21 protein-coding genes are annotated in these 22,086 nt (G+C 35.4%); 8 read left to right on the forward strand and 13 right to left on the reverse strand.

Translation table 11 applies throughout. The annotated features are described in order from the left end of the window. Positions 1-63: 63 nt before the first annotated feature. On the forward strand, positions 64-318 hold the full coding sequence (locus tag BCR21_RS10315) for a helix-turn-helix transcriptional regulator (protein WP_069646374.1): 255 nt from the start codon (positions 64-66) through the stop codon (positions 316-318). A gap of 19 nt (positions 319-337) precedes the next feature. Next, positions 338-670: a hypothetical protein gene (locus BCR21_RS10320; protein ID WP_069646375.1), complete on the forward strand. Its 333-nt coding sequence runs from the start codon at positions 338-340 to the stop codon at positions 668-670. Between the two features lie 53 nt (positions 671-723). On the opposite strand, the gene BCR21_RS17010 is transcribed toward BCR21_RS10320, so the two are convergent. The 5 genes from BCR21_RS17010 to BCR21_RS10340 all read right to left on the reverse strand — a co-directional run bounded on the left by BCR21_RS17010 (position 724) and on the right by BCR21_RS10340 (position 6,401). Further along, the gene (locus BCR21_RS17010) at positions 724-897 is read right to left on the reverse strand and encodes a hypothetical protein (protein ID WP_167351777.1); all 174 of its coding nucleotides are present in this window, start codon (positions 895-897) and stop codon (positions 724-726) included. 81 nt (positions 898-978) lie between these two features. Beyond that, on the reverse strand, positions 979-3,873 hold the full coding sequence (gene lanM / locus BCR21_RS10325; RefSeq protein WP_069646376.1) for a type 2 lanthipeptide synthetase LanM: 2,895 nt from the start codon (positions 3,871-3,873) through the stop codon (positions 979-981). Between the two features lie 167 nt (positions 3,874-4,040). After that, positions 4,041-5,042 (reverse strand): alpha/beta hydrolase family protein, encoded by a 1,002-nt coding sequence (locus BCR21_RS10330; RefSeq protein WP_069646377.1) that lies wholly within the window; start codon positions 5,040-5,042, stop codon positions 4,041-4,043. Between the two features lies 1 nt (position 5,043). Then, complete coding sequence (locus BCR21_RS10335; protein WP_069646478.1) at positions 5,044-5,655, reverse strand: GNAT family N-acetyltransferase; 612 nt, start codon at positions 5,653-5,655, stop codon at positions 5,044-5,046. An 8-nt stretch (positions 5,656-5,663) separates the two neighbouring features. After that, entirely contained in the window at positions 5,664-6,401 is a 738-nt protein-coding gene (locus BCR21_RS10340; protein WP_069646378.1) for a MerR family transcriptional regulator, read from the reverse strand. A gap of 454 nt (positions 6,402-6,855) precedes the next feature. Here BCR21_RS10340 and spxA point away from each other — a divergent pair, with 454 nt between their 5' ends. After that, positions 6,856-7,254, forward strand: a complete 399-nt coding sequence (spxA, locus tag BCR21_RS10345; protein WP_069646379.1) for a transcriptional regulator SpxA — start codon at positions 6,856-6,858, stop codon at positions 7,252-7,254. A gap of 155 nt (positions 7,255-7,409) precedes the next feature. Here spxA and queA read toward each other — a convergent pair whose 3' ends face one another. Continuing rightward, on the reverse strand, positions 7,410-8,441 hold the full coding sequence (queA, locus tag BCR21_RS10350) for a tRNA preQ1(34) S-adenosylmethionine ribosyltransferase-isomerase QueA (RefSeq protein ID WP_069646380.1): 1,032 nt from the start codon (positions 8,439-8,441) through the stop codon (positions 7,410-7,412). Between the two features lie 162 nt (positions 8,442-8,603). Here queA and BCR21_RS10355 point away from each other — a divergent pair, with 162 nt between their 5' ends. Further along, positions 8,604-9,494 carry a VOC family protein gene (locus BCR21_RS10355; protein WP_069646381.1) on the forward strand — a complete coding sequence of 297 codons (891 nt, stop codon included), beginning with the start codon at positions 8,604-8,606 and terminating at the stop codon, positions 9,492-9,494. An 837-nt stretch (positions 9,495-10,331) separates the two neighbouring features. Here BCR21_RS10355 and BCR21_RS10360 read toward each other — a convergent pair. The 6 genes from BCR21_RS10360 to BCR21_RS10385 form a co-directional block, all read right to left on the reverse strand. Beyond that, positions 10,332-10,844, reverse strand: coding sequence for a hypothetical protein (locus tag BCR21_RS10360; RefSeq protein WP_069646382.1), 513 nt, complete (start codon positions 10,842-10,844; stop codon positions 10,332-10,334). A 146-nt stretch (positions 10,845-10,990) separates the two neighbouring features. Then, a complete protein-coding gene (locus BCR21_RS10365; RefSeq protein ID WP_240488092.1) occupies positions 10,991-12,538 on the reverse strand; it encodes a DUF4097 family beta strand repeat-containing protein in 1,548 nt (515 codons plus the stop codon). Positions 12,539-12,546: 8 nt separating this feature from the next. Next, positions 12,547-12,864 carry a PadR family transcriptional regulator gene (locus tag BCR21_RS10370; protein WP_069646384.1) on the reverse strand — a complete coding sequence of 106 codons (318 nt, stop codon included), beginning with the start codon at positions 12,862-12,864 and terminating at the stop codon, positions 12,547-12,549. Between the two features lie 224 nt (positions 12,865-13,088). Then, complete coding sequence (locus BCR21_RS10375) at positions 13,089-13,628, reverse strand: hypothetical protein (RefSeq protein WP_069646385.1); 540 nt, start codon at positions 13,626-13,628, stop codon at positions 13,089-13,091. A 38-nt stretch (positions 13,629-13,666) separates the two neighbouring features. Next, a complete protein-coding gene (locus BCR21_RS10380; RefSeq protein ID WP_240488088.1) occupies positions 13,667-14,332 on the reverse strand; it encodes a hypothetical protein in 666 nt (221 codons plus the stop codon). Positions 14,333-14,374: 42 nt separating this feature from the next. Continuing rightward, positions 14,375-16,363 (reverse strand): glycosyltransferase family 2 protein, encoded by a 1,989-nt coding sequence (locus tag BCR21_RS10385; protein ID WP_069646387.1) that lies wholly within the window; start codon positions 16,361-16,363, stop codon positions 14,375-14,377. A 302-nt stretch (positions 16,364-16,665) separates the two neighbouring features. Here BCR21_RS10385 and BCR21_RS10390 point away from each other — a divergent pair, with 302 nt between their 5' ends. Genes BCR21_RS10390 through BCR21_RS10405 form a run of 4 tightly spaced genes read left to right on the forward strand, consistent with a single transcriptional unit; the run spans position 16,666 to position 20,099 of the window. Beyond that, positions 16,666-17,859, forward strand: coding sequence for a betaine/proline/choline family ABC transporter ATP-binding protein (locus BCR21_RS10390; protein WP_205684842.1), 1,194 nt, complete (start codon positions 16,666-16,668; stop codon positions 17,857-17,859). 4 nt (positions 17,860-17,863) lie between these two features. Continuing rightward, a complete protein-coding gene (locus BCR21_RS10395) occupies positions 17,864-18,499 on the forward strand; it encodes an ABC transporter permease (RefSeq protein WP_069646389.1) in 636 nt (211 codons plus the stop codon). Next, positions 18,496-19,431: an osmoprotectant ABC transporter substrate-binding protein gene (locus tag BCR21_RS10400; protein WP_276204493.1), complete on the forward strand. Its 936-nt coding sequence runs from the start codon at positions 18,496-18,498 to the stop codon at positions 19,429-19,431. The genes BCR21_RS10395 and BCR21_RS10400 overlap by 4 nt, the downstream gene beginning before the upstream one ends. Then, complete coding sequence (locus BCR21_RS10405; protein ID WP_069646391.1) at positions 19,431-20,099, forward strand: ABC transporter permease; 669 nt, start codon at positions 19,431-19,433, stop codon at positions 20,097-20,099. The genes BCR21_RS10400 and BCR21_RS10405 overlap by 1 nt, the downstream gene beginning before the upstream one ends. 57 nt (positions 20,100-20,156) lie before the next feature. On the opposite strand, the gene BCR21_RS10410 is transcribed toward BCR21_RS10405, so the two are convergent. After that, positions 20,157-21,980 (reverse strand): APC family permease, encoded by a 1,824-nt coding sequence (locus BCR21_RS10410; RefSeq protein WP_069646479.1) that lies wholly within the window; start codon positions 21,978-21,980, stop codon positions 20,157-20,159. Positions 21,981-22,086 lie beyond the last annotated feature (106 nt).

Genomic DNA, 22,086 nt, shown 5'->3' on the forward strand with positions numbered 1-22,086 from the left:
TATGGTATATTGACTATGCGCTTTTTATTTAATACATAAATTAGACTATTGGAGGGATTTGCATTGCCAAAAAAGAAGAACTCATCTTTTGAGAGTTCCATTCACGTCTACAGAGCCATGAAACGCATGACCCAACAGGAACTTGCTGACAAGGTGGGAGTATCTAGACAAACAATTATTCAGTTAGAAAGAAATAGATATAATCCTTCCCTTCTACTGGCTCACGACATAGCGGACGTTTTCGAAGTGCCGATTGAACAAATCTTCACTTTCAAAAAATTGACCGAAGACGAACAAACTAATGGAGAAACCGACTAACGGAAGGACAGGATAAATTATGACTGAATCACTTAAATCTTTTTTTGATAATTTGCCAACGAATCATTGGTCTACCTTAGTGATTGCTTTGCTATCAATTATCTTTATCGTTTATTCACTATACTTTTACTTTAGCAAAGAAGGAAAAGATGAACGAGGAAAGAAAATTATCTCAACAGCAAGCTTTATTGCTTTCATTGTTACAATGATTTTATTATTTGCCTTAAGTAATTTATTTTATGATATCGCTTCTTATAACCAAAGTTCATACTCTTGGATTTTGAATCTAGCAGTCTTGATTATTTCTGGAACAGAAGCAATTGGCATATTTATTTTGAAAAAATCAATTTAATAAAAAAACTAGAAATTAGGATTATATCCTTTTTCTAGTTTTTTTTTTACTTATTAAGGTAAACAGATAATACGAGACCATCCACCTATTGTATTCGCAACAATCGTTTCTGATCTATCCACAGTATCCTCAGAATTTTTACTTCTTTCGAACGAAGCTCCAACCACTGCATCTACTTTTTTCAAATCTTTTGCTGCTTCCATTTTTTCAATTGATAATTTTCTCATGATAATATTTCTCCCCCTTGCGTTAATACTTAGATTATAAATCGTTTTCTCCGATAAGTAAAGTTCTTTTTTCAGATTGTGTCACTTAATAAATAACAAGGATTGAACATTAAACGGATCATATGCTCTCAACAATTGATACCCTACTCCTGCCAAACCGCAAAACAGACCAACAGGAATACTTTCTGGATCAGACTTCATTTTAATAACAGCATTCATTAATAAATTTATATCATTTAAATAATTGTCCTTATTTCCATAATTTCCATGACATAAACAATCATCTTCTACATCTGCATCCTCTACTTTTTCAAGCATTTCATCATTAAGAGTGGAATTAAGCAGTTTACCTACTTCCCTAAGACCCAATGTCCCTCGACACCAAGATTCATTTAAAATTTCGTCTTTTTCAAGTCCTTTTTCAAATTGTACTCGATACCAGTCCAATTTTTCTTTGATCGATATTTCATTTAGAACTAGGTTTGCGCGGCTTAAACCATAGCATACTCCAGCATTACCATGAGCAAAACTATTATCAACCATCTCTTGACAGGTGACGGCCTGTGCATAATGTAAAAGTAGTGCATAAGCATCTTCGTTATCGACTGTTTGATAGATAGCTGCTAAAACCGTTAATAAACTCGCTTTGCCATAAAGCCATTCATTCAACTGATTTTCCTCTTCTATTTCAGTCATTTTTAAGGCTTCTATACTATTTTCCATATACAACCGATGCTTCTCATCATTGAGCAATCTTGTCGCGTAAAAAGCAACTGTTAGACGCATCCCTTCATCAAAAAAAGCACTCTGGTAGGTATTTTTTTCTTTGTCAGTCAGAAAAATTTCCTTTTCCAATAAATCAATCACTTCTTGATAGCTTTCTTTAGGAACAAAATGGTTTAAATAAACCAAAAATAAATAAACACCTGCACTGCCTTCATAAAGATCGGTACCTGGATAGGCAATTCCTATTTCATTATCTGATTCTGGAAGAACAGACATCCAATCAACTTCACCACAGTCTTCATTTACCACAATCTGATCAATGATTTTATCGCCAATATCTGCTGCTTTTTGTACTAATGGTGATTCGATTGAACTGTTTTTCGTAGGAATCGCTATTTCTTGCGTATTATATTCTAGAGTACCTAAACTTTCTTTTAATAAAAGATAAGAAAAATGACTGGTTTTCTCTGTTATCTGTTTCATATGTGCTACTGTCTCTTCTAGCGGAGTCTTAACTAACAACTGCTGTAGCTCATGACCATTCGTGTAAATCGTTGTCAGAGACGTGTTTGCTGTGACTAAAGGAACATCATGATCTAGCATAGATTGAACTTCAAAGGGAATCAACGCTTCTGGAATAATTTTACTGGCCCATAGATTTTCAATGATTTTTTCCCGTTCAATATAGTTAGACATGCAATCAGTATGCAAGGTAAAATTCAATAAATTTCCATAATCCTGCGTATCTCTGTATATCAGTCGAATCGTTGTATCTGCAAACAATGCTTTGACTTGCTCAATAAATTCAGATTTATTTTTTAGCAATAGTCGATTCATTTTTTTAAAAGCCGTCTGGATCACGTCGCGATAAACTAGATAATCAACTTCTTTTCCTGCTAAACGAGGAATATTTTGAGCACCATCCATATATGCTTCTTCTAACTGAAAAGCGATATCGCTAGAGCGGTCATTTCTCAATCTTCGAACCTTTGTAGGTAACTTTTGTTTGGTACCAGATAACGCGTCCATCTCCAGCTCACGTTTCCATTGTTTTTTTTGCGGCAACAAGCCTGCGACGATCACAGAATGCTTTTCTATTCGAGTTTGTCTAGATAATTTTTTGGTTTGTTTAAACATTTCAGGCCGAATCAAAGTTTCTACATCAATTAGCACAGGATAAGGGCCACTAGCAATCAAGTTTTCCATATGCAAATCCGTCGCCCCCAACCAATAGACGATTGCCAATAACTGACCATAATTTTGATAGAAATCCGTCACTTCACTTTCTTCTCGGCATTCCTGATAGGCGACTTTTTCCTCGATAGTAAACGTTGGTTGAACGATTCGCTTGATTTTATAGAAAGACAATACTGGATTTAGCCCTTCTAAATAAGTCAATAAATCATTAAAACGTTCCCCTATTTCTAGATTCTTAAATTTAAAAATCAATGGCTTTTCCTGCACTTGAAACTGAATCACTGTTTTCCCACGCTCATGACTGTCGCCTTGCCCAAGCTCTATTTTAGTAAGTTCCATCGGTGTTGTGATAGCGAAAGTTATTGCCAATTGCTCCCTAGAATCATTTAGTGAAGAGACAAACTCTTCGATCACTTCACAGGCAAAGGTCAATCTGACTGCAAGGATTCTAGCAAGCGTAGGATATTCTCCAAAGAAAAGATAGGTCCTTTGTTTATCGCCAAGAAATTCTGCTATATATTTCGTAAATTCTGCTTCTTTTGATTCAGCTTGTAGCTGATATTCTTCGATCATCTGATGAACATCCCAAACCAATGTCTTTTGAGCAATAAAAAAGAATTCGTTGGATAGCTGCTCGATTAGTTCTGTGATTACTTTTTCTGACATCTGAATCAATGGGAATTTTTGGAAAAGACTTCGGATATGTTGCTCATAATAATGTAAATGAAAACGCAAAGCTGCTTTTAAGTTCATTTCTTTTATCGGAATTTCAACTGAAAATAAATGTCTATGTAATTGAAACCATTTATTTTTTTCAACAGTCTGTAACAATAACTGTGCACGTTCTTCGGTAAAAGGTAACAATCCAATACTGAAAGTTTTTTCGTCCAGATGATAATTTTGAAACATTTTATCATAATCGGCTATTTTCAATAAACTTTTACGTGCTTGCCACTGTTTTAAGTAATCCTCAGTTTCTACATTTAGATCTTTCCAGCATTGGATTCTTTCTGATATTGTTGTAGCATAACTATACGTCAACTCTTCAATCATCGTTCCCTCTCCTTTGACATTGTCTGTCCTCTTTATAATAATAATAAAAAAGTAGGAAAAATACTATGGTAAGTTTAATTTAGTTGTATTCTTTTAAAATAAAAAGCGCCACAAGACTATACTAGTTTTGTAACACTTCGTTGTTCAATTGTATTTTGATCTTTTCATTACCCGCCGACAGATAGGTAGCACTGCTTTAAGAAATCTTTATTAACCAAAAAATCTTTAGGCGCCAACAAATAAGCCACAGCTGTTAGAAATTCAGACTGTGAAACATCTGAATACATCATGCTGTGTGCTGCATTTTGGATTGTAAAAACGGTCAATAATTCTTTCGATATTTCTTTTGAATACATTTTTTTGGTCTCACTAGTATCGACATTTTGATCTTGGTCAGCCAGAATCAAATCAATAGGAATATCAATGTTTTCCAAATCTGATTGAACATCTGAGTTTAAGTTTTTTTTCACGAAATTCCAGCGATCTTTTGACAGTGGCTTTTGCTCTGGCGTATTTGCTAGGTATTCCGGATAAGAATTATTCTCTTTCAATAAAGTGATAATTTGTTCTTCATTTTTTAGTGAATGTTTGATTTGCGCTTGTGTTTTGCCTTCTTGTTTTAATTTTTGTGTTGTATAATAATTATTTTGATTCGACCAATTAACTGCTGGGGAAACCAGAAGTAGTTTAGAAATCGGCACTTTTTTTTGTGCTGCGACTTTTGGCACGACCCACCCGCCTTGGCTTACTCCCCATAAAATAATTTTTTTCGTATTTAAGTTGGGTTGCTTCATTGCCCATTGAATCACCTCAGTTACTTCATTGGCTCGATCATCCATTGATTGGTCTAACCAGTTTCCACTAGAGCCGGAAACTCCTGGTTTTGCCCACGAAATTGTAGTAAATCCAGCTTTCGAAAATTGTTCCGTCATTGGTCTGTAGCCGCCTTCGTTAGTAGCATCTATGGGTCCATCTCCGTGAATAAGTACAATGATTCCTTCAGATTTAGTTCCTACTGGTCGTGTCAATACAGCAGAAAGTCTGCCTTTAGATGTTGGAATCCATTTGCTTGTTTCTTGCATTTCATAAACATGCTCATACCAAACGAACGCTCCTAAAAGAATGAACAAACCTAGTAAAAAAAGCGTACCCTTTCTAAGATATTTCATTTTATCTACTCCATTCCATAAAAATCCAATTTGGTTCATTTACTAAAAGGCCAAGGATAAAGTTTCTTTTCTTTTTGACAATTGAAAAACCACATTTTAAATACAATCGCAAGGCTTGTTGATTTTTAGCTGAAACGATCAATGAGAGCCTGTCTCCATTTTCTACTTCAGATTGGGCTGCTGTAATCAAGGCTTTCGCAATCCCTTGTTTTTGGTACTGTTCATGAACCGCAATGTTTTCAATATATCGTTCTTTCTCATGCGCTTGATATTCTAGGGAAGTCAGTAATATAACATATTTAAGAATGGTAAACAGTCCATATCTTTTGGATAGTTCAAAAGGGTAATTTAGATTTTTGAGCGCTACTATTTTATCAGAAACAGTTAAAATACCAATAACTTCCTCTCCATCTTTCACAAGATAGTCAACCAATGCCTTTCCCTGTGTAGAATATTTTTGTTCAAGATAAAGCAAAATATCAAGCTTCTCTTTAGAGGTCAATCGAAGACTTTCAAACTTCGCTGAAAAGGAAGTCAAAAGTAAGCGAAAGATGCTATTCTTCTCGTAGTCACTTAACTGAGTGCGATTCACTAAACTTATTTTTTTCTTCACTGCAACACTCACCCTTCTAATGAAATTAAATATTGTAATTCGTATAATATTTGATTGTTCATTAAGACCGAAGAATACGCCGCTTCTTTGACAATGATTTCCGATGCTTTCAAAAAAGGCTGCTCCATCTCTTTCCTAAATTTATCAATCGCTTCTATCAATTCATGCTCCTGTGTTACCCAAACTCTCTTCACTAAATAATCACCTGCTGGTAAGAGTTTCTCTGATGAATGAAGATCTTCTGCGTATACCTCGATTTGTTCATCATCAAAAAAATAATATAAGGATTCAGAAAATAATGAACAGCTTATCTGACTGTTTTTCATAGCTTTAAAAAAGGCTACCGTATCTAAAGTCTCCATTGGTGAATACGAATAAATTTTGCTCAGGCTTCTTTTAGGTAAACTGAAATAAGCTTCCTCTTTTTGTTCAATTTCTAGCAATAGCGTTTCGATTTTCCTTTTGGCAGAGATTAATTGCTGAATTTTTTCTTCTGTTGTTTTTAACGTTTCCTTCAAGGTTTTTTCAGCCCACACATCATCTTGATTTTGCATAAACTGGTCGATTTGAGCTGTCGACACACCTAAACTTCTCAACAAAAGTATATTCGCTAGCTGATACACTTGATCCGTTCCGTATTTGTGGTAGCCATTATTATCTATAAAAGCTGGTGACAGTACCCCTTTTTCTTCATTGTAGCGAATTTGATGCTTAGAAATAGCCATCAGTTCAGCTAATTGTCCCATAGTTAAATAAGATTCTATTTTGATCTCCTCCTAAATTTAAATGCATAGCAGACTTTGTTTATTTTTTAACTTTCTTTAGCATAAACCATGAGGTTACCCCACAGTCAAGTCTCTATTTTGGTAAATAAAAAAGACTTTTACTAACAAGCCTTTGTAAAAATAATCTATTAAAACACAAGAAATTTAGTCATTTTTTCGAAAGCGTTTCTAATTTTCCAAAAAAATCAGTCATTAGGTTAAAAAACTCACATAACAAGCTTGATTTCTCAATCTCACAGCTCGCAGAGTAATTTATCTAGAAAAATAACAAAAGTTTGTGAATTTTCAGTTATTTCTAGCTTTTGATAGAAATAAACAGCTATTTTGTAAGCATTTATTTTGTGAATCTTTCACTTTTAGTATATTATAGTTATTAAGAGGTATGTACCAATATTTTCGAAAGGATTTGAAAACTATGTTAAAATTATACACGACAAATAGCTGTACATCATGTAGAAAAGCCCGGAGATGGCTAATTGATCATGATATTCCATTTGAAGAAAAGAATTTTGGCACTACTCCTATTACATTAGATGAACTAAAAAATATATTAATCCTTACAGAAGAAGGCACAGAAGATATCATTTCGATTCGCTCTAAAGTCTTCCAAAAACTAGATATAGATATTAATGAGTTACCATTGCATGTATTATTGGAACTGGTTAAAGATAATCCAGGATTACTTCGCCGTCCAATTATGATTGATGAAAAAAGATTACAGATTGGTTTTAATGAAGATGAGATTCGTTGTTTCTTACCAAGATCAGTCCGTAAAAGAGAATTATCTCAAACATTGCTTTTAAGCGGTTTATAACGGCTACTACCTCGAATCCAAAAAACAAGAAAAAACTCATTCACTTCTAAACTTGAACGTGTAGGATAAATGCATTCTGTGAACCAGATAGCACTTACTTCCTGCTCAATTCAGTTAGGAGGAGAATGAGTTTTTTACTGTACTTTCGTTTTTGATCACTTCACAAACATTGCATCTCCAAAGCTAAAGAAACGATAGCGTTCATCGATTGCATGCTGATATGCTGCAAGCGTTAGATCTCTACCCGCAAACGCGCTGACTAACATGACTAATGTCGATTTAGGCAGATGGAAGTTGGTTGAAAAAGCTTGTACGACTTTGAACTTATAGCCGGGTGTAATAAAAATATCTGTCCAGCCGCTATCTGCTTTGATTTGTCCATCAAATTTGGTGCCTATCGTTTCTAATGTGCGAATCGATGTTGTTCCTACTGCAACGATTTTACCGCCATTTTCACGAACGTCATTTAGTTGAGCCGCGGCTTCTTCTGTCAGACGATAAAATTCACTATGCATTTCATGTTCTGAAATATTATCGACACTAACTGGCCGGAAAGTGCCTAATCCGACGTGTAAGGTCAAATAAACAAGCTTCACGCCTTTTGACTTGATTTTAGCAAGTAATTCCTGGGTAAAGTGTAAACCTGCTGTAGGTGCAGCTGCAGAACCATTTTCTTTGGCATAAACTGTTTGATACCGATCAGGATCTTCTAAACGTTCTTTGATATATGGCGGCAAAGGCATTTCTCCCAGTGATTCCAATATTTCTAAGAAGATTCCTTCATACTTGAACGTTACAATTCGACCGCCATGTTCTAATTCTTCAATGACAGTGGCAGTTAAACGACCATCACCAAAGCTGATTTTTGTGCCAACTTTCGCTCTTTTGGCAGGTTTGATCAAAGTTTCCCAAGTGTCTCCATCTGTATTCGTCAAAAGAAGCACTTCTAAATGTCCACCTGTCTCAGGTTTTTCACCATATAATCGAGCTGGCAGCACTCTTGTATCATTCATGACTAATGCATCTCCAGCATTTAATTCATCAATGATCTCATGAAAATGTTTATCTTCTATTTCTTTTGTTTCACGATTTAAAACTAAAAGCCGTGAACTCGTTCGGTCTTTTAAAGGTGTTTGAGCAATCAGTTCCTCTGGTAAATTAAAATCAAAATCTTCTGTACTAAGCATATTTGTCACTCTTTCTACTTGATTTGTCTTGGCTATTCTACCATTTTTTAGGTTATCTGGCTACGAAGTTAATTCCTTCTTAAGAGACAAAGTACTTGAAACTGCTATTTCAAAACAGTATACTTACTTTTAGTAAGCATACTGTTTTAAGGAGGTTTTATAATGTTTCCACCAATCCACCACGTTTCATTATTAACAAGATTTGCTGAGGAGAATCAGTTTTTTTATACAAATATCCTGGGACTACGCCTTGTAAAAAAAACAGTCAACCAAGATAATCATAAAATGCTGCACTATTATTATGGTGATTACGCTGGAACACCAGGGTCCGTTATTACTTTTTTCGTCGTTCCTGCCCTCGCCAAGCGTTATGATAATCGCCATTTTTTGAGTACGATTGGACTAAAAATTCCCAAAGGTAGCCTAATTTACTGGGAAAAGCGTTTAAAGGACCTGCACATTCCATTCATTAAAGAAAAAGATACACTTCATTTTAAGGATAACGATCAAGTTAATCTTTATTTAATTGAAGTAGAACAAGAACCTTTGAAAGACGAATTGCAAGTGAAAAGTTCTATACCTGGCAACAAGCAAATTCTGGGCCTTTTATCGACTGAATTTCATGTTGCTGAACCTGAAAAAACAGCTGATTTCTTTTTTCAATTATTAGGTTGGAAAAATACTGATGGCCATATTCGATTAAATAAAACTGATTTCATTCAACTCCTACCTACCTTAACAACAGAGAAAACACGAATGGGACGAGGAAGTATGGATCATGTTGCGTTTTCAGTTAAGGACGAAAACGCTCTGGATAGCCTATACAAAAAAGCGAAGGAACAAGAATGGAACATTGAAAAAATCGTTCATCGCGGGTATTTCAAAAGCTTGTATATTAGAGAACCTGGCGGTAATCGAGTTGAATTCGCTACCTTAACACCTGGGTTTACGATCGATGAACCATTAAACACTTTAGGCGAAACTCTTGCTCTACCACCTTTTTTAGAAAAAAATCGTGCTGAAATAGAAGCCACTATTTATAAAGAAAAATAGCTTGATTAACACATAAAAACTGAAACAAGTGGTCTAAATCAAACGACTGCTCTTATTTCAGTTAAGACTATTTAGATAGAGAATATAAAAACTATTTTGTCTTATTAAAAGACACAAACAGGTGCTTAAAATAAAAAGAAAGTGACTTATCTAGAATACATCACTATTACCTTTATTTCTTCACCCCTGTTTATATCCATCGAAACACCAAAGACCACTTTTGACTAAAAAGAACATTACCACCTTAACGATTCTACTAGTACTTGTTTGTCTTTGATACTTTCAAAAATGCAAAGATTGTATTTACTAAAAAACTTCAGACTGTCGGCTTCAATCATTGGCCATCCGCAATACAGCTCTTTACTTTATCTAGATAGAAACTAAATAAAAAATGGTGTTGGTAAACTCTACCAACACCATTGCATGTTCAACAAATAGGCATCGCAAACTCCATCTAAAATTCTGGAAAAGAAAGTTCTAGATATTTCTCCAAAAATTGAGTAAAATGGAATATGTTGATGTTACGCATTGACACGGGCAACTTGATTGGTCAGCTTTCTCTGACTTCTCAGGACTTCATAGATCAGCGCCAACTGGTCTGTGAAGTGCCTTTTTTTATTATATTCGTTTCTATCTATTATTCATTTTAAAGAAAAACAATTTCATAGTCAACAAAGTGTCAGAAAGTTTTTTTGTTTATCTTATTTTATTATGAATATAAATCTTTTTATCTCTAACTATTTACTAGTTGAGAGGAACAAATAAAAAGTCCAGCGCCAAAACTTAAAAATTGTTTTACTCTAGACTCTATATTTTAATAAATTATGCGTGTACAACTTATATATTAGAGGTATCCAAGCAACTTTCGTAAGACCAAAAAGAATCTCCAGTAATTTCTTCCAGCACTGGAATAGACCTTTTTTTAGAGGACAACATATTTTGATAACTGATTTTCCCTTCTTCAATTAGAAAAGTCCAGTTTTTACCATCTTTTGCTTGGATGATGTCTGTAAAATCGATCATGTTCTCTTTCAGCCATTTTTTTCTGTCTACTTCATAATGTGAGTCATCATGAAATAGCTCCTTTTTTAGTAAAACAAATTTTGCTGAAAAATCGATTCCAGCCGCCATATGATAAAGTAGATCAGCTTCTTCAAAACACTTTTCCCTGCTATAAATATCTCCAAGCAAAACAAATGAACTAAAACACTCATTCAATTTGATACCACCATTTTTGATACTTGTTTCAATAACTAATTTTAAAAAATATATCGCTTGCTGATCATCCTTCGCATCCAAGGCTTGCTGCCCTTGTTTAAACCATTTTTTTATTTTCTTTTTATTAAACATTTTCTTCTCCTTAATAACGTTCTTTCTAATAAAGCTGGAAACACATAGTATGCTTTTATTCTTTCCGTATCCATTATTAAGGAGAGCAAAGCAAAACTTGCACTGTTTTGCCTAGCTCTCCTTCTTTATCATATATCTTGCTGACTTTATTCAACTTTTTCTAAGATTTTGACATCTCCATTTTTAGATTTCACATCAATGGTATATTTTGCGTTATCTGGTACATCTACAAAGTCATTTCTTAATTCACCAGTTTCTGTCTTTGCTGTAATTTTAACGGATTGGCTTGGATCTTGCAGCCATTTGATAAACCCGGACTGACTAGAAACAGTTGCATTGACTTTGTTTTCTTGGATAGCAATCGTTGGTCCAGATCCGTTGTTCAACTCTAATGTTCCTTGGTTTTCTTCTGAAACAATTTTACCCGTTTCATTGGCCATCAAGAGATCACCTTTTGTTCGTTTGACGATTACTTGACCATTTGTTGCAGTCGCTGCAAGTTTTTTTGTTTCAGAATCTTCTAAAATCATACGGCCTGAATGATTGTTTAATACAATATTATCCGAACGTAAGAATTTTAATATAGAGAGTCCTTTATCCCCCTCAATACTTAAGTCGCCTAACATACCAGTGATAACAGTTTTCCCAGAGTCACTTTTGACCTTTAAATTCATTGCAGATTCTTCGATGATCACATCACCATAATCACTACTTATATTACCTTCATCAGCAATAATATTTTTGGCATAAACATCACCTGTAACTAAGTCTAAATCAAAGTTTTTTGTCTGAATATCCAATAAACGCAGATCTCCACGACTCAAGCCTAAATGAAAATCGTCGAGAATCGTTCCTTTCGGTATAAAGAAAATCACTTCTGAACGTCCAGTTCTAGTAAATGTATCAAAAATATTTTCTTCATCTAAAGTCAAATTGATTTTATTTTGATAGGAACTGTTTTCAATTTTTTGGATATCACTTTCTTTAAAACGCCCTTTGATCATCAAGCTTGGCTTATCCGTGCTAGATACTTCTACAGTCGTAATCTCGACATCAGCATCTGAATCAAAACTGAATGCCGCATGTTTATTTGAAGCTAAATTGACCTTTTTATAATATTGTCTGCCTGTATACATCAGTTGATTCGTTACAGAAAAAAACAAAAGCATGAATAAACTTAATGCTAGCAATCCCATCGATAAACCGTTGATCAATTTCTGTTTTTTTAAGATCCATGTTTTTACTAATTGTAAAATAATTGCCAACAATAATAAACTCAAAATTGTCGGAATTCCTGCTAAGTTTCGTTCCTCCTTTAGCTCTTTTATTATATACATCAAGAGAAAGGTCAGGAACACTACTAAAACAAAGAGTATTAACGGTTTTAAAACATTCAACGCTGTTTTTATAAACCTCTGCATTCTTTTTTTCTGTGTTTGAATGAACACATCTTGAATTTTTTCTCTGGGCACAACAGAAGTTTTAGCATTGATTGCAGCATCCAAACTGAGATCTGCATAATAATCTGCTGCAATCTCTTCTGGTGGAGCAAGCCTAGCAACTACCTCCGCTTCTGTCTGTCCTTCTTCTAGACAAATAGCTAACTGCTCCAATAAATCTTCCTTTAACTCATTAAAATCATCTATATCTTCTTCAGCAAAAGCAGCCTTTAGTTGGTTTAAATATTCTTCCATCGTTTGCACTAATCTGCCTCCCTCAGTTTACTTACTTGCTCAACGAATTCATCCCAATCACGCTCTAAAGTTTCTAGATATTCTATTCCTTTATCTGTCATTTTATAATACTTTCTGGAAGGACCATCTGGTGATTCTTTGGTATAAATATCGCAATAAGATTCCTTGACTAATCGACGCAAAACTGGGTAAAGCGCCCCTTCGGTAATTGGTATAAATTGATTCACTCGTTGTGTTAATTCATAACCATATCTATCTTCTTTTTGAATAAAATGAAGCACACACATTTCTAAAGCACCTTTTTTAAATTGGCTGGAAGCCCTCATCGCTCAATCCCCTTATCACAGTTTTGATTGACAAATTACCCGCTATTACTCTAAATGTCCACTGAAATAAACGGCTATGAAAAGAGCAGCATGACTACATCCATTTGCTATTCTTCTAGAAAAAAGAGTTTTACAATAAAAGTAAAACCTAACTTCTAAGAACAATCAAAATCAGCCATATTCCAAAGTACTTTGCGCTTTGGAATAAAATGTTTTTCAGCCTTCTATCCGTGGTTATTGCGGTTGTAATTCTTTTTCTCTTGAATGATACCTTGACGTTCTTCTGGTGTCAAATTAGGATCGCCCAACTGTTCGCCCCACTCTCTATTTTTTTGTCCTCTTTCTTGCCCATTAGCTGAGGCGCCAGAAACCGCATCGGCTTCATCTATATTTTCTGGTGTAATAGGGGTTTGTGTCTCTTCTATCCCCTCCTGAGTTGCAGATGGAGCTTTTTCTGCCTCTTGGGGTATAGTCTGATTGAAGGCTTCATCTTCTTCTACTTTTTTTGCTTCTGTTTTTTTTGCCGTCTCTTCTTTTTGTTTTTGGCCTCTTTTTGCTTCTTGTGCTTTTAGCTTTTTCTTGATTGAATTTTCAACATGTGCGATTTTTTTTGACACGACTTCGGCCAACCGTTCTCTTTTTAAAGCAAAACGTTCTTTAACAGCTTCGTCTTTGGAAAATGCAGCATCTGCGGTATTTATTGTCTGGGTCGTCCCGATACCGATCATCAAAAGAGCTATGCAAAATACTATAAATTTTTTCATTCTAACTTCTCCTTAATCAACATATTTCTTTACCGTGGTTATCCTTGGAAAGCATCCAGCAGCTCATTAAAACATTTCTCTTCATCTACAATGATCCAATATTTTTTTTCTTTCTTATCCGGTTCTAATTGTAAATGAATCGTCTTAGGTTTTTTCGCTGCTTTCAAGTCTTTAAACGCTTTTTTTAGTGCTTCAAATTGAAATTGATTAAGGTCTTTGTCGGTTATTGCGTTTAATTCTTTTAATATCCCATTTAATTGTTTTTCATCAGAAATTTTGTCGATGTCATCTAACTTTTCGATTGTATCATAGCCTTTATTTTTTAACCATCTGACTAATTCTTCATCTGTTTTTTGCTCAATCGTCTGATCAAATGTTGTCTGATCTAGACCCGTAATCGTCACTTGTGCTTCTTGCCTATTTGAGTTGCTGTCTTTCATTTTAATAGAAAAACTAGTTTCTTTATCTAATCGTTCCTGATAGATTGCCACCAATTCTTTTGCTTGTTCTTTTGAAATATCAAATAATTCGGAGAAATCTTGCACCAAATCAGCCTGACTCGGTGCACCTAATTGATAAAAATACTTTTCTGCCGCTTCCTTCTCTCTATCATAAATCACATTATTGATGAAAGCTGTAGCAACATCTTTAGGATCCGCATTCTTTGCGCATCCAGTCAAAACAACAACTATAAAAGCTAACATAATAACTATTCTCTTTATTTTCATACGTTTAATTGGCTCCTTTTATGACAATAACTGTTGATTTTTTTGTGCATCTTTTCTATTTTTGAATACATACTTAAAAATCGTGTAAAACTTAATTCTGATTGATTGAATATCACCGACTCCATATTTTGGATCAGAGTAAATCAATCCTAACCAACGATAGTGATTCTTGCGTGAAAATTTCTGTATCTTGAATGTGATCTCAACTTTTCCTGCTAAATTAATAATACGCGATCGAACCATTTTTACATTTTTTATATTGTGAAACGAAAGAATTCCTTCCTCTTGATTCAATAATGTACTTAGGAATGGATCTTGTTGAATAGCCGTGATCGTGACACTTTTTTCACCCAAACAATTGATTTGGACTGGAATCACTTGATCTTCTTTAACTAATTCCCCTTGATAATCAACAGGAAATATCATTGGCAAACGTGGACGCTCGTACGCTACACATACCGCAACAGTCAAACTGATAATGTTGTACAATAGCCAGTAAATATTAATAGAAAAAATATTCTGCCACTGTAGGTAACGCAGATCTAATTGTAAAATATAATAAATCAATGCGAAGCAATTTGCTCCTAATAATAAACTTTGCACTTTGCAGTTACGCCAATCAAAATACCCTTTTTCTCCTTGTATCCCTTTGATTGTTACATGGAATTTTTTATTCTTTTTAGGACTGAAAAGTGTTTCTTTCCAAACTGCCCAAGAAACTTGGGGTGCAGTAACTAACTCATAAATAGTACTGATAAAAGAATTGTATTTTTTCCTAGCAACCGATTTATACATCAAACTGCCTGATAGAAACGCAGGCACCCAGAATATCACCAATTGCGCTAAGCTTGTTTTTAAACTAGAAATATTGAAAACTAGATATAAAAACGGACAAAGTAAATAAATCAATTTATACATCCCAGAATACCAGTACAACACACCATCGATATAAAACCATTTTTGTATAAAGGTTAAATTTTTTAATTTCTTTAATGTATATTTTTTAGCTACTTGCACATTGCCTCGGCCCCAACGATCCCGTTGTTTTACATAATCAGCCAATGTTTCTGGTGACAGTCCTGACGCAAGTGCCTCATTGACAAACACACCTTGCCAGCCACTATTTTGCAGAAGTAAACCTGTAGCCATATCTTCTGTGATAACGCCCGTCGTAAATCCTCCAATAGAGTCCAGCGCGCTACGTTTGAATAAGGCATTGCTTCCTACATAAAGTACCGCATTAAATTGATCTTTGCCTTCTTCTAAACTACGCATAAAAAAATCTTGTTCATTATTGATTTCACTGTCTAAATATAAATTGTGTTGAAAAATATCAGAATTAAAAAATGTCTGAGGCGTTTGGATAAAACCAACCTTTTCCTGCGCAAAATAGCCCAATGTTCGTTTTAAAAACTCTTGTTTAGGTACCATATCAGCATCTTGCGTCACAACGATTTCTCCGTTGGTTTTTGTTAATGCATAATTCAAATTCCCCGCTTTAGCATGCTCATGTGTGGGACGCGCAATAACTTCTACTCGATGTTTTTCCGCTAACTTTTTCACCATTGAGCGGTTCCCATCATCACAAAGATAGATTTTTAATAGTTCTTTGGGATAATCGATCGATAAACAGCCAACAACTGTTCTTTCTAAAATTTCAATATTTTCATTATATGTAGCAATCAATATATCCACTGTAGGTAATTCTTCTAATTCATCCAATGATTTTTCAGCACGCTTATAAGGTTTCCAAAACAAGATAACCAACGTAAAAGCCTGAACAAACCCCATAAATTCTACTAAATACAATAAACTTCCCGCGATCATTTCAGCAATATTCCCACTAGGAATCGTATAAAGCAAACGCCAAACCAAGTAAATAAACTGAATAATAACAAACCCTGTTAAGACAAATTTCCGATAGCGTTCTTTTTTCTTTGAAACAAGATAAAACAAAAATAAATAAGTTAAACTACATACCAAATAACCTAAACCAATTTTTTCCATTTCGTTCTCCTTTTTACTCTCTATTATTCATAAAACAGTAGATGCTAGTCAACAATATACTAAGGTTTCTAACTATTGTCAATAGAATAATAGTTAATTCATAGAGCTTACACTATTTTCGCTTTTATTTGTTATTAAAATTAGCAAAGTTTTTCATTATTTTTGATTGAAAATGATAGAAATAAACATCTGATTTGTCCAAATCGTTGTTTTGTAGCATACTAGTAGTAGAAACGTTTGCTAGGAAACACTGCAATCATTTAAGAAAAGAGACACAGAAAAAAGAATTTGGGGTGAGAAAGTTGATCGAATTTCAACATGTTTCAAAAATTTACAAAGGCGGTAAAATCGCTGTAGATGATGTCAATCTGTCTTTTGATAAAGGTGAATTTATCTGCTTTATCGGAACCAGCGGTAGTGGTAAAACAACTTCTATGCGAATGATCAATCGAATGACTGATCCGTCAAAAGGAAAAATCTTAATTAATGGTGAAGATATTCAAACCATCAATCCAGTAGAATTACGCAGAAAAATCGGGTACGTTATTCAAAATATCGGCTTGATGCCACACATGACGATCAGAGAAAACATCGTCCTTGTACCGAAGTTATTAAAAGTCGACCTAGAAGAACGGAATAAAATTGCAGAAAAAATGATTGATTTAGTCGAACTACCTAGAGAAATGCTCGACCGTTATCCAAATGAGCTTTCCGGTGGTCAGCAACAACGAATTGGTGTTGTTCGAGCACTTGCAGCGAATCAAGATATTATCTTGATGGATGAACCCTTTGGCGCTTTAGATCCGATCACAAGGGATTCTTTGCAGGATTTAGTCAAAGATTTACAAGAACGTTTAGGAAAAACAATTGTGTTTGTTACCCATGATATGGATGAAGCGCTAAAATTAGCCAACCGAATCGCAATTATGAGTGAAGGAAAAGTCATTCAATTTGATACACCGGATAATATTTTGCGTCATCCAGTGAATGAATTCGTCGAAGAATTGATCGGTGAAGACCGCTTGATCCAAGCCAAACCAGATATCACAACAGTTGGTGAAGTGATGCTAAACAACGCCATCACGATCACACCAGAAAAATCATTATCTGAAGCAATCAAACTAATGAGAGAAAAACGTGTTGATACGCTCTTAGTAGTTGATGGTGCTGGTGTCTTAAAAGGTTTTATCGATGTTGAAACGCTTGACCGCCGTAGAAATACTGCCACAAGTGTCAGTGACATTATGAATCCAAAAGTCTTCTTTGTAAAAAAATCTTCTTTATTACGCGATACCTTGCAACGAATTTTAAAACGCGGACTGAAATACGTTCCAGTTGTTGATGATCAACAAAAAGTCGTTGGTATCTTAACTCGCGCTTCTTTAGTAGATATCGTTTACGATGTTATCTGGGGTGAAGAAGATTCAGAAGAATCAGCTCCAACTACAAGCGAAACAGAATCAACTGATGTCAAACAGCCTCAAGCGGAGGTGTAATAAAATGAATCAGTTTCTTTTAGAAAGAGGAAATGAACTTGTTACTAAAATTGGTGAGCATATCTTTATTTCTGGTGTTGCACTCATCTTAGGAATTTTATTTGCAGTGCCGATTGGAATCTTGTTGACGAGAACAAAAAGAACAGCCGCCATTGTCATTGGTTTAACAAGCGCCTTACAGACGGTTCCTTCATTGGCACTACTTGCGTTGATGATCCCGATCTTTGGTGTTGGTAAAATTCCAGCGATCATTGCTTTACTTATTTATTCCTTGTTGCCTATTTTACGAAATACGTATATTGGGATCAAAGAAGTAAGTTCTGATTATAAAGATGCCGCAAAAGGAATGGGCATGACGAATGTACAATCGATTTTCATGGTTGAATTACCTATCGCTATGCCGACGATCATGGCGGGGATTCGACTCGCTGCAGTATACGTGATCGCTTGGGCAACACTCGCTTCTTACATTGGTGCAGGTGGTCTTGGAGACTTTATTTTCAGCGGATTAAATAATTATCAACCTGACTTGATTTTTGCTGGAACCATTCCTGTTACTATTTTAGCTTTAGCTGCAGACTTATTATTAGGTCTGTTAGAGAAGAAATTAACTCCTAAAGCATTAAGGGAGGCAGAATGATGAAACGAAAATTTAAATTATTACTCATAACATTTTGTAGCGCACTGCTATTATCAGGTTGCTCTTTACCAGGATTGGCTTCTAACTCTGATGACTCTACAATTTCCATCACGGGTGGAATCACATCGGAAGCTCAAATATTAGCAAGTTTAGTTGCTGGCATGATCGAACATTATACAGATGAAAAAACAACGATCATCAACAATTTAGCTACTACTACGATCAACCATCAAGCAATGATAAACAGGGATGCGCAAATTTCAGCTGCCCGTTATACCGGAACGGATTTGACTACGACGTTAAATTTGGAACCAATCAAAGATCCTAAAAAAGCGTTCGACGTAGTAGAATCAGAATTTCAAAAAAGATTTCAGCAAAAATGGTTTAATTCTTATGGATTTGCCAATACCTACGCATTTATGGTCACACAAGAAACCGCTAAAAAATATAATTTAAAAACCATCAGCGACCTTAAAAAAGTTGGCGATCAATTGACCGCAGGTGTGGATACTTCTTGGATCGACCGTAAAGGTGACGGTTATAAAGGGTTTACTGAAACGTATGGTTTTGATTTCAAACGCGTTTTCCCGATGCAGATCGGTTTAGTTTATGATGCCGTTGCAGCTAATAAGATGGACGTGGTTTTAGGTTATTCAACTGATGGTCGAATTAGAAGTTATGATTTGGTTATTCTAGAAGATGACCTTCACTTCTTCCCACCTTATGATGCCTGTGCTGTTGCAACTGATGAAGTGCTTAAAGAACATCCTGAATTGAATGATGTACTTGCTAAACTATCAGGAAAAATTTCAACAGAAACCATGCAAAAACTAAATTATCAAGCAGATAACGATTTAATGGAACCTGAAACAGTTGCTGAAAATTTCTTAAAAGAACACCATTTCTTCGAATCTGACGGAGGTGGAAAATAATGCAGAATCTACAAGATATGAATTTACTGCAACAGTTTTTCTATTACTTTGAGCAAAATGGCAGTTATGTTTTGAGTCAATTTGTCCGACATTTTCTAATTTCTATCTACGGTGTCTTATTTGCCGCAATCGTTGGAATACCGATTGGCATTTTCATTGCTCGCAGAAGAAAAATGGCTGGCTGGGTCGTCAGTATCGCAAACTTGATCCAAACAGTTCCTTCCCTAGCTATGCTTTCGATTTTGATGCTAGGTCTTGGGCTTGGGGTAAATACTGTTATTGTCACCGTCTTTCTCTATTCTCTTTTACCGATCATCAAAAATACCTATACAGGCATGATCCAAGTCGATCGAAATATTTTAGATGTAGGTAAAGGAATGGGTATGACGAAATGGCAACGACTTTATATGGTAGAATTGCCACTTTCCGTTTCCGTAATCATGGCAGGGATTCGTAATGCTTTAGTTGTCGCAATCGGAATCACAGCAGTCGGTGCTTTTGTGGGTGCCGGTGGTCTTGGTGATATTATTATTCGTGGAACGAATGCAACAGATGGTACAGCCATCATCCTTGTAGGAGCATTGCCAACAGCTTTAATGGCAATCATTACAGACTGGGTATTGGGCATGATCGAACGCCGATTAGATCCAGCGAGTAACCATTCCTAGAAAAACTAAAAGAAAAAGCAGGTAAGAATTTAAAAAAATTCTTACCTGCTTTTGTTATTACTTCTTCAAATGATAACTATACGTGGCTACAACAATATTTTCCCGCCAAGATAATCGTAGACGTAAACGTAAACTCGTTTGATTATGCAGAATATTTTGCCAGCGCCTATTAGGGACAAACTGCGGAATCAAGACCGTCGTTGTATAATTTCGTTTCGCTGAATTTTTACTCACCAAATCTACATAACGGAGAATTGGATTCGTAATGGAACGATAAGAAGAATGAACGACTGAAAAACGAATATCAGGAAAATGTTGTTTAAATTCTGCTTCAATTTCCTTTTCTTTTTCGACATTCTCATCTAGTGATACATGCATCGCAACGACATAATCGCCAATCGAACGAGCATAATTCACTGCACCTACGTTTGCCTGCGTCGCATTTCCAACTAAAACAATGACCGTGTTACCATAAAATTCCTGTTGCTTAATCGTTTCCTCTAAGCGCAGTTGTTCGGCTACGTTTTGGTAATGAGCATGAATACTGTAAAAAACAAAAATCAAAACGGGCATAATAATAAAGAACGGCCAGATATCACCTAATCGATACATGAACAAAATAACGATAATACCATAAGAAATCAACGCTCCAACAATATTAGCAATCGATTTTGACAACCATTTTTTAGTTTCTTTCCGCCATTTAATAACCATCCCAGTCTGAGATAATGCAAATGGTATAAATACACCGATCGAATAAAGTGGAATCAATCGTTCCGTTGACCCTTGAAAGATCAATAACAACACAACGGAACCGGCAGCCAAAGTCAATATCCCGTTTGAATAGCCTAAGCGATCCCCACGATCCATATACATGTGCGGCATAAATTTGTCTTTCGCTAAATTATATGCGAGCACTGGAAAGGCTGAAAATCCCGTATTGGCAGCCACAGCTAAAATCAACGCCGTTGTAAACTGCAATACATAATAAAGAATATTTTGACCGAAGACCGCTTTTCCGATTTGAGCCAACACAGTCACTTCAGTTTGTGGAACAATCCCATACCAATAGTTGATAAATGTGATTCCGACAAAGAAAAAACCTAAAATTGCAGCCATCAATGTTAACGTACCTGCCGCGTTTTTTGCTCTAGGCTTTTTGAAAAATGGTACCGCATTACTAATTGCTTCAACTCCTGTCAATGAAGATGAGCCAGAAGAAAATGCCCGCAAAATCAAGGCGATCGTAATGCCTGGCACAACTGTTCCAGGTATTGCGGTTGCATGTAACGGTACAGCACCCGTAACGATTTTAAATAAGCCGGTTGCGATCAGCAATGTAATCACAGCAATAAAACTATATACAGGAAACATCAAAAAACCAGCTGATTCTCTTAACCCACGCAAATTCATCAACATGATCAGCAAAACAATAACGATCGAAATTGCTACTTGATGACCATAGAAAGCAGGTACCGCTGAAATGATCGCCTCAGCTCCTGCCGAGACGGAAACGGCAACTGTCAACATATAATCAACTAACAATGATCCGCCAGCCACTAGACCTGCATTCTTTCCCAAATTTTCACTACTGACAACATAGGCTCCGCCGCCATGAGGATACGCATGAATGATTTGCCGATAAGATAACGTTAATGAAATAAGTAAAATAATAACAAAAGCAGCAATCGGTAACGAATACCATATGGCAGCAGCAGATAACGTAACGAGTACAACAACGATTTGTTCTGTACCATAAGCAATCGAAGACAAGGCATCTGATGACAATAACGCAAGAGCCGCAAATCGACTTAATTTATGCTCATCGTTTTCAGTAGATTTTAAAGGTTTCCCGATAAACAATCGTTTCAAATAGTCCACTTTTTTCCTCTCTCCTTCTCTGATTTTTTCTATCCTATTTTCAGAAAAATATATGTTTTTTTCCACAAACAATGACATATGCTACGCTCATAAATTGTGATTGTCA

The sequence above is a fragment of the Enterococcus ureasiticus genome (genome assembly GCF_001730285.1).
Classification (GTDB): Bacteria; Bacillota; Bacilli; order Lactobacillales; family Enterococcaceae; genus Enterococcus_L; species Enterococcus_L ureasiticus.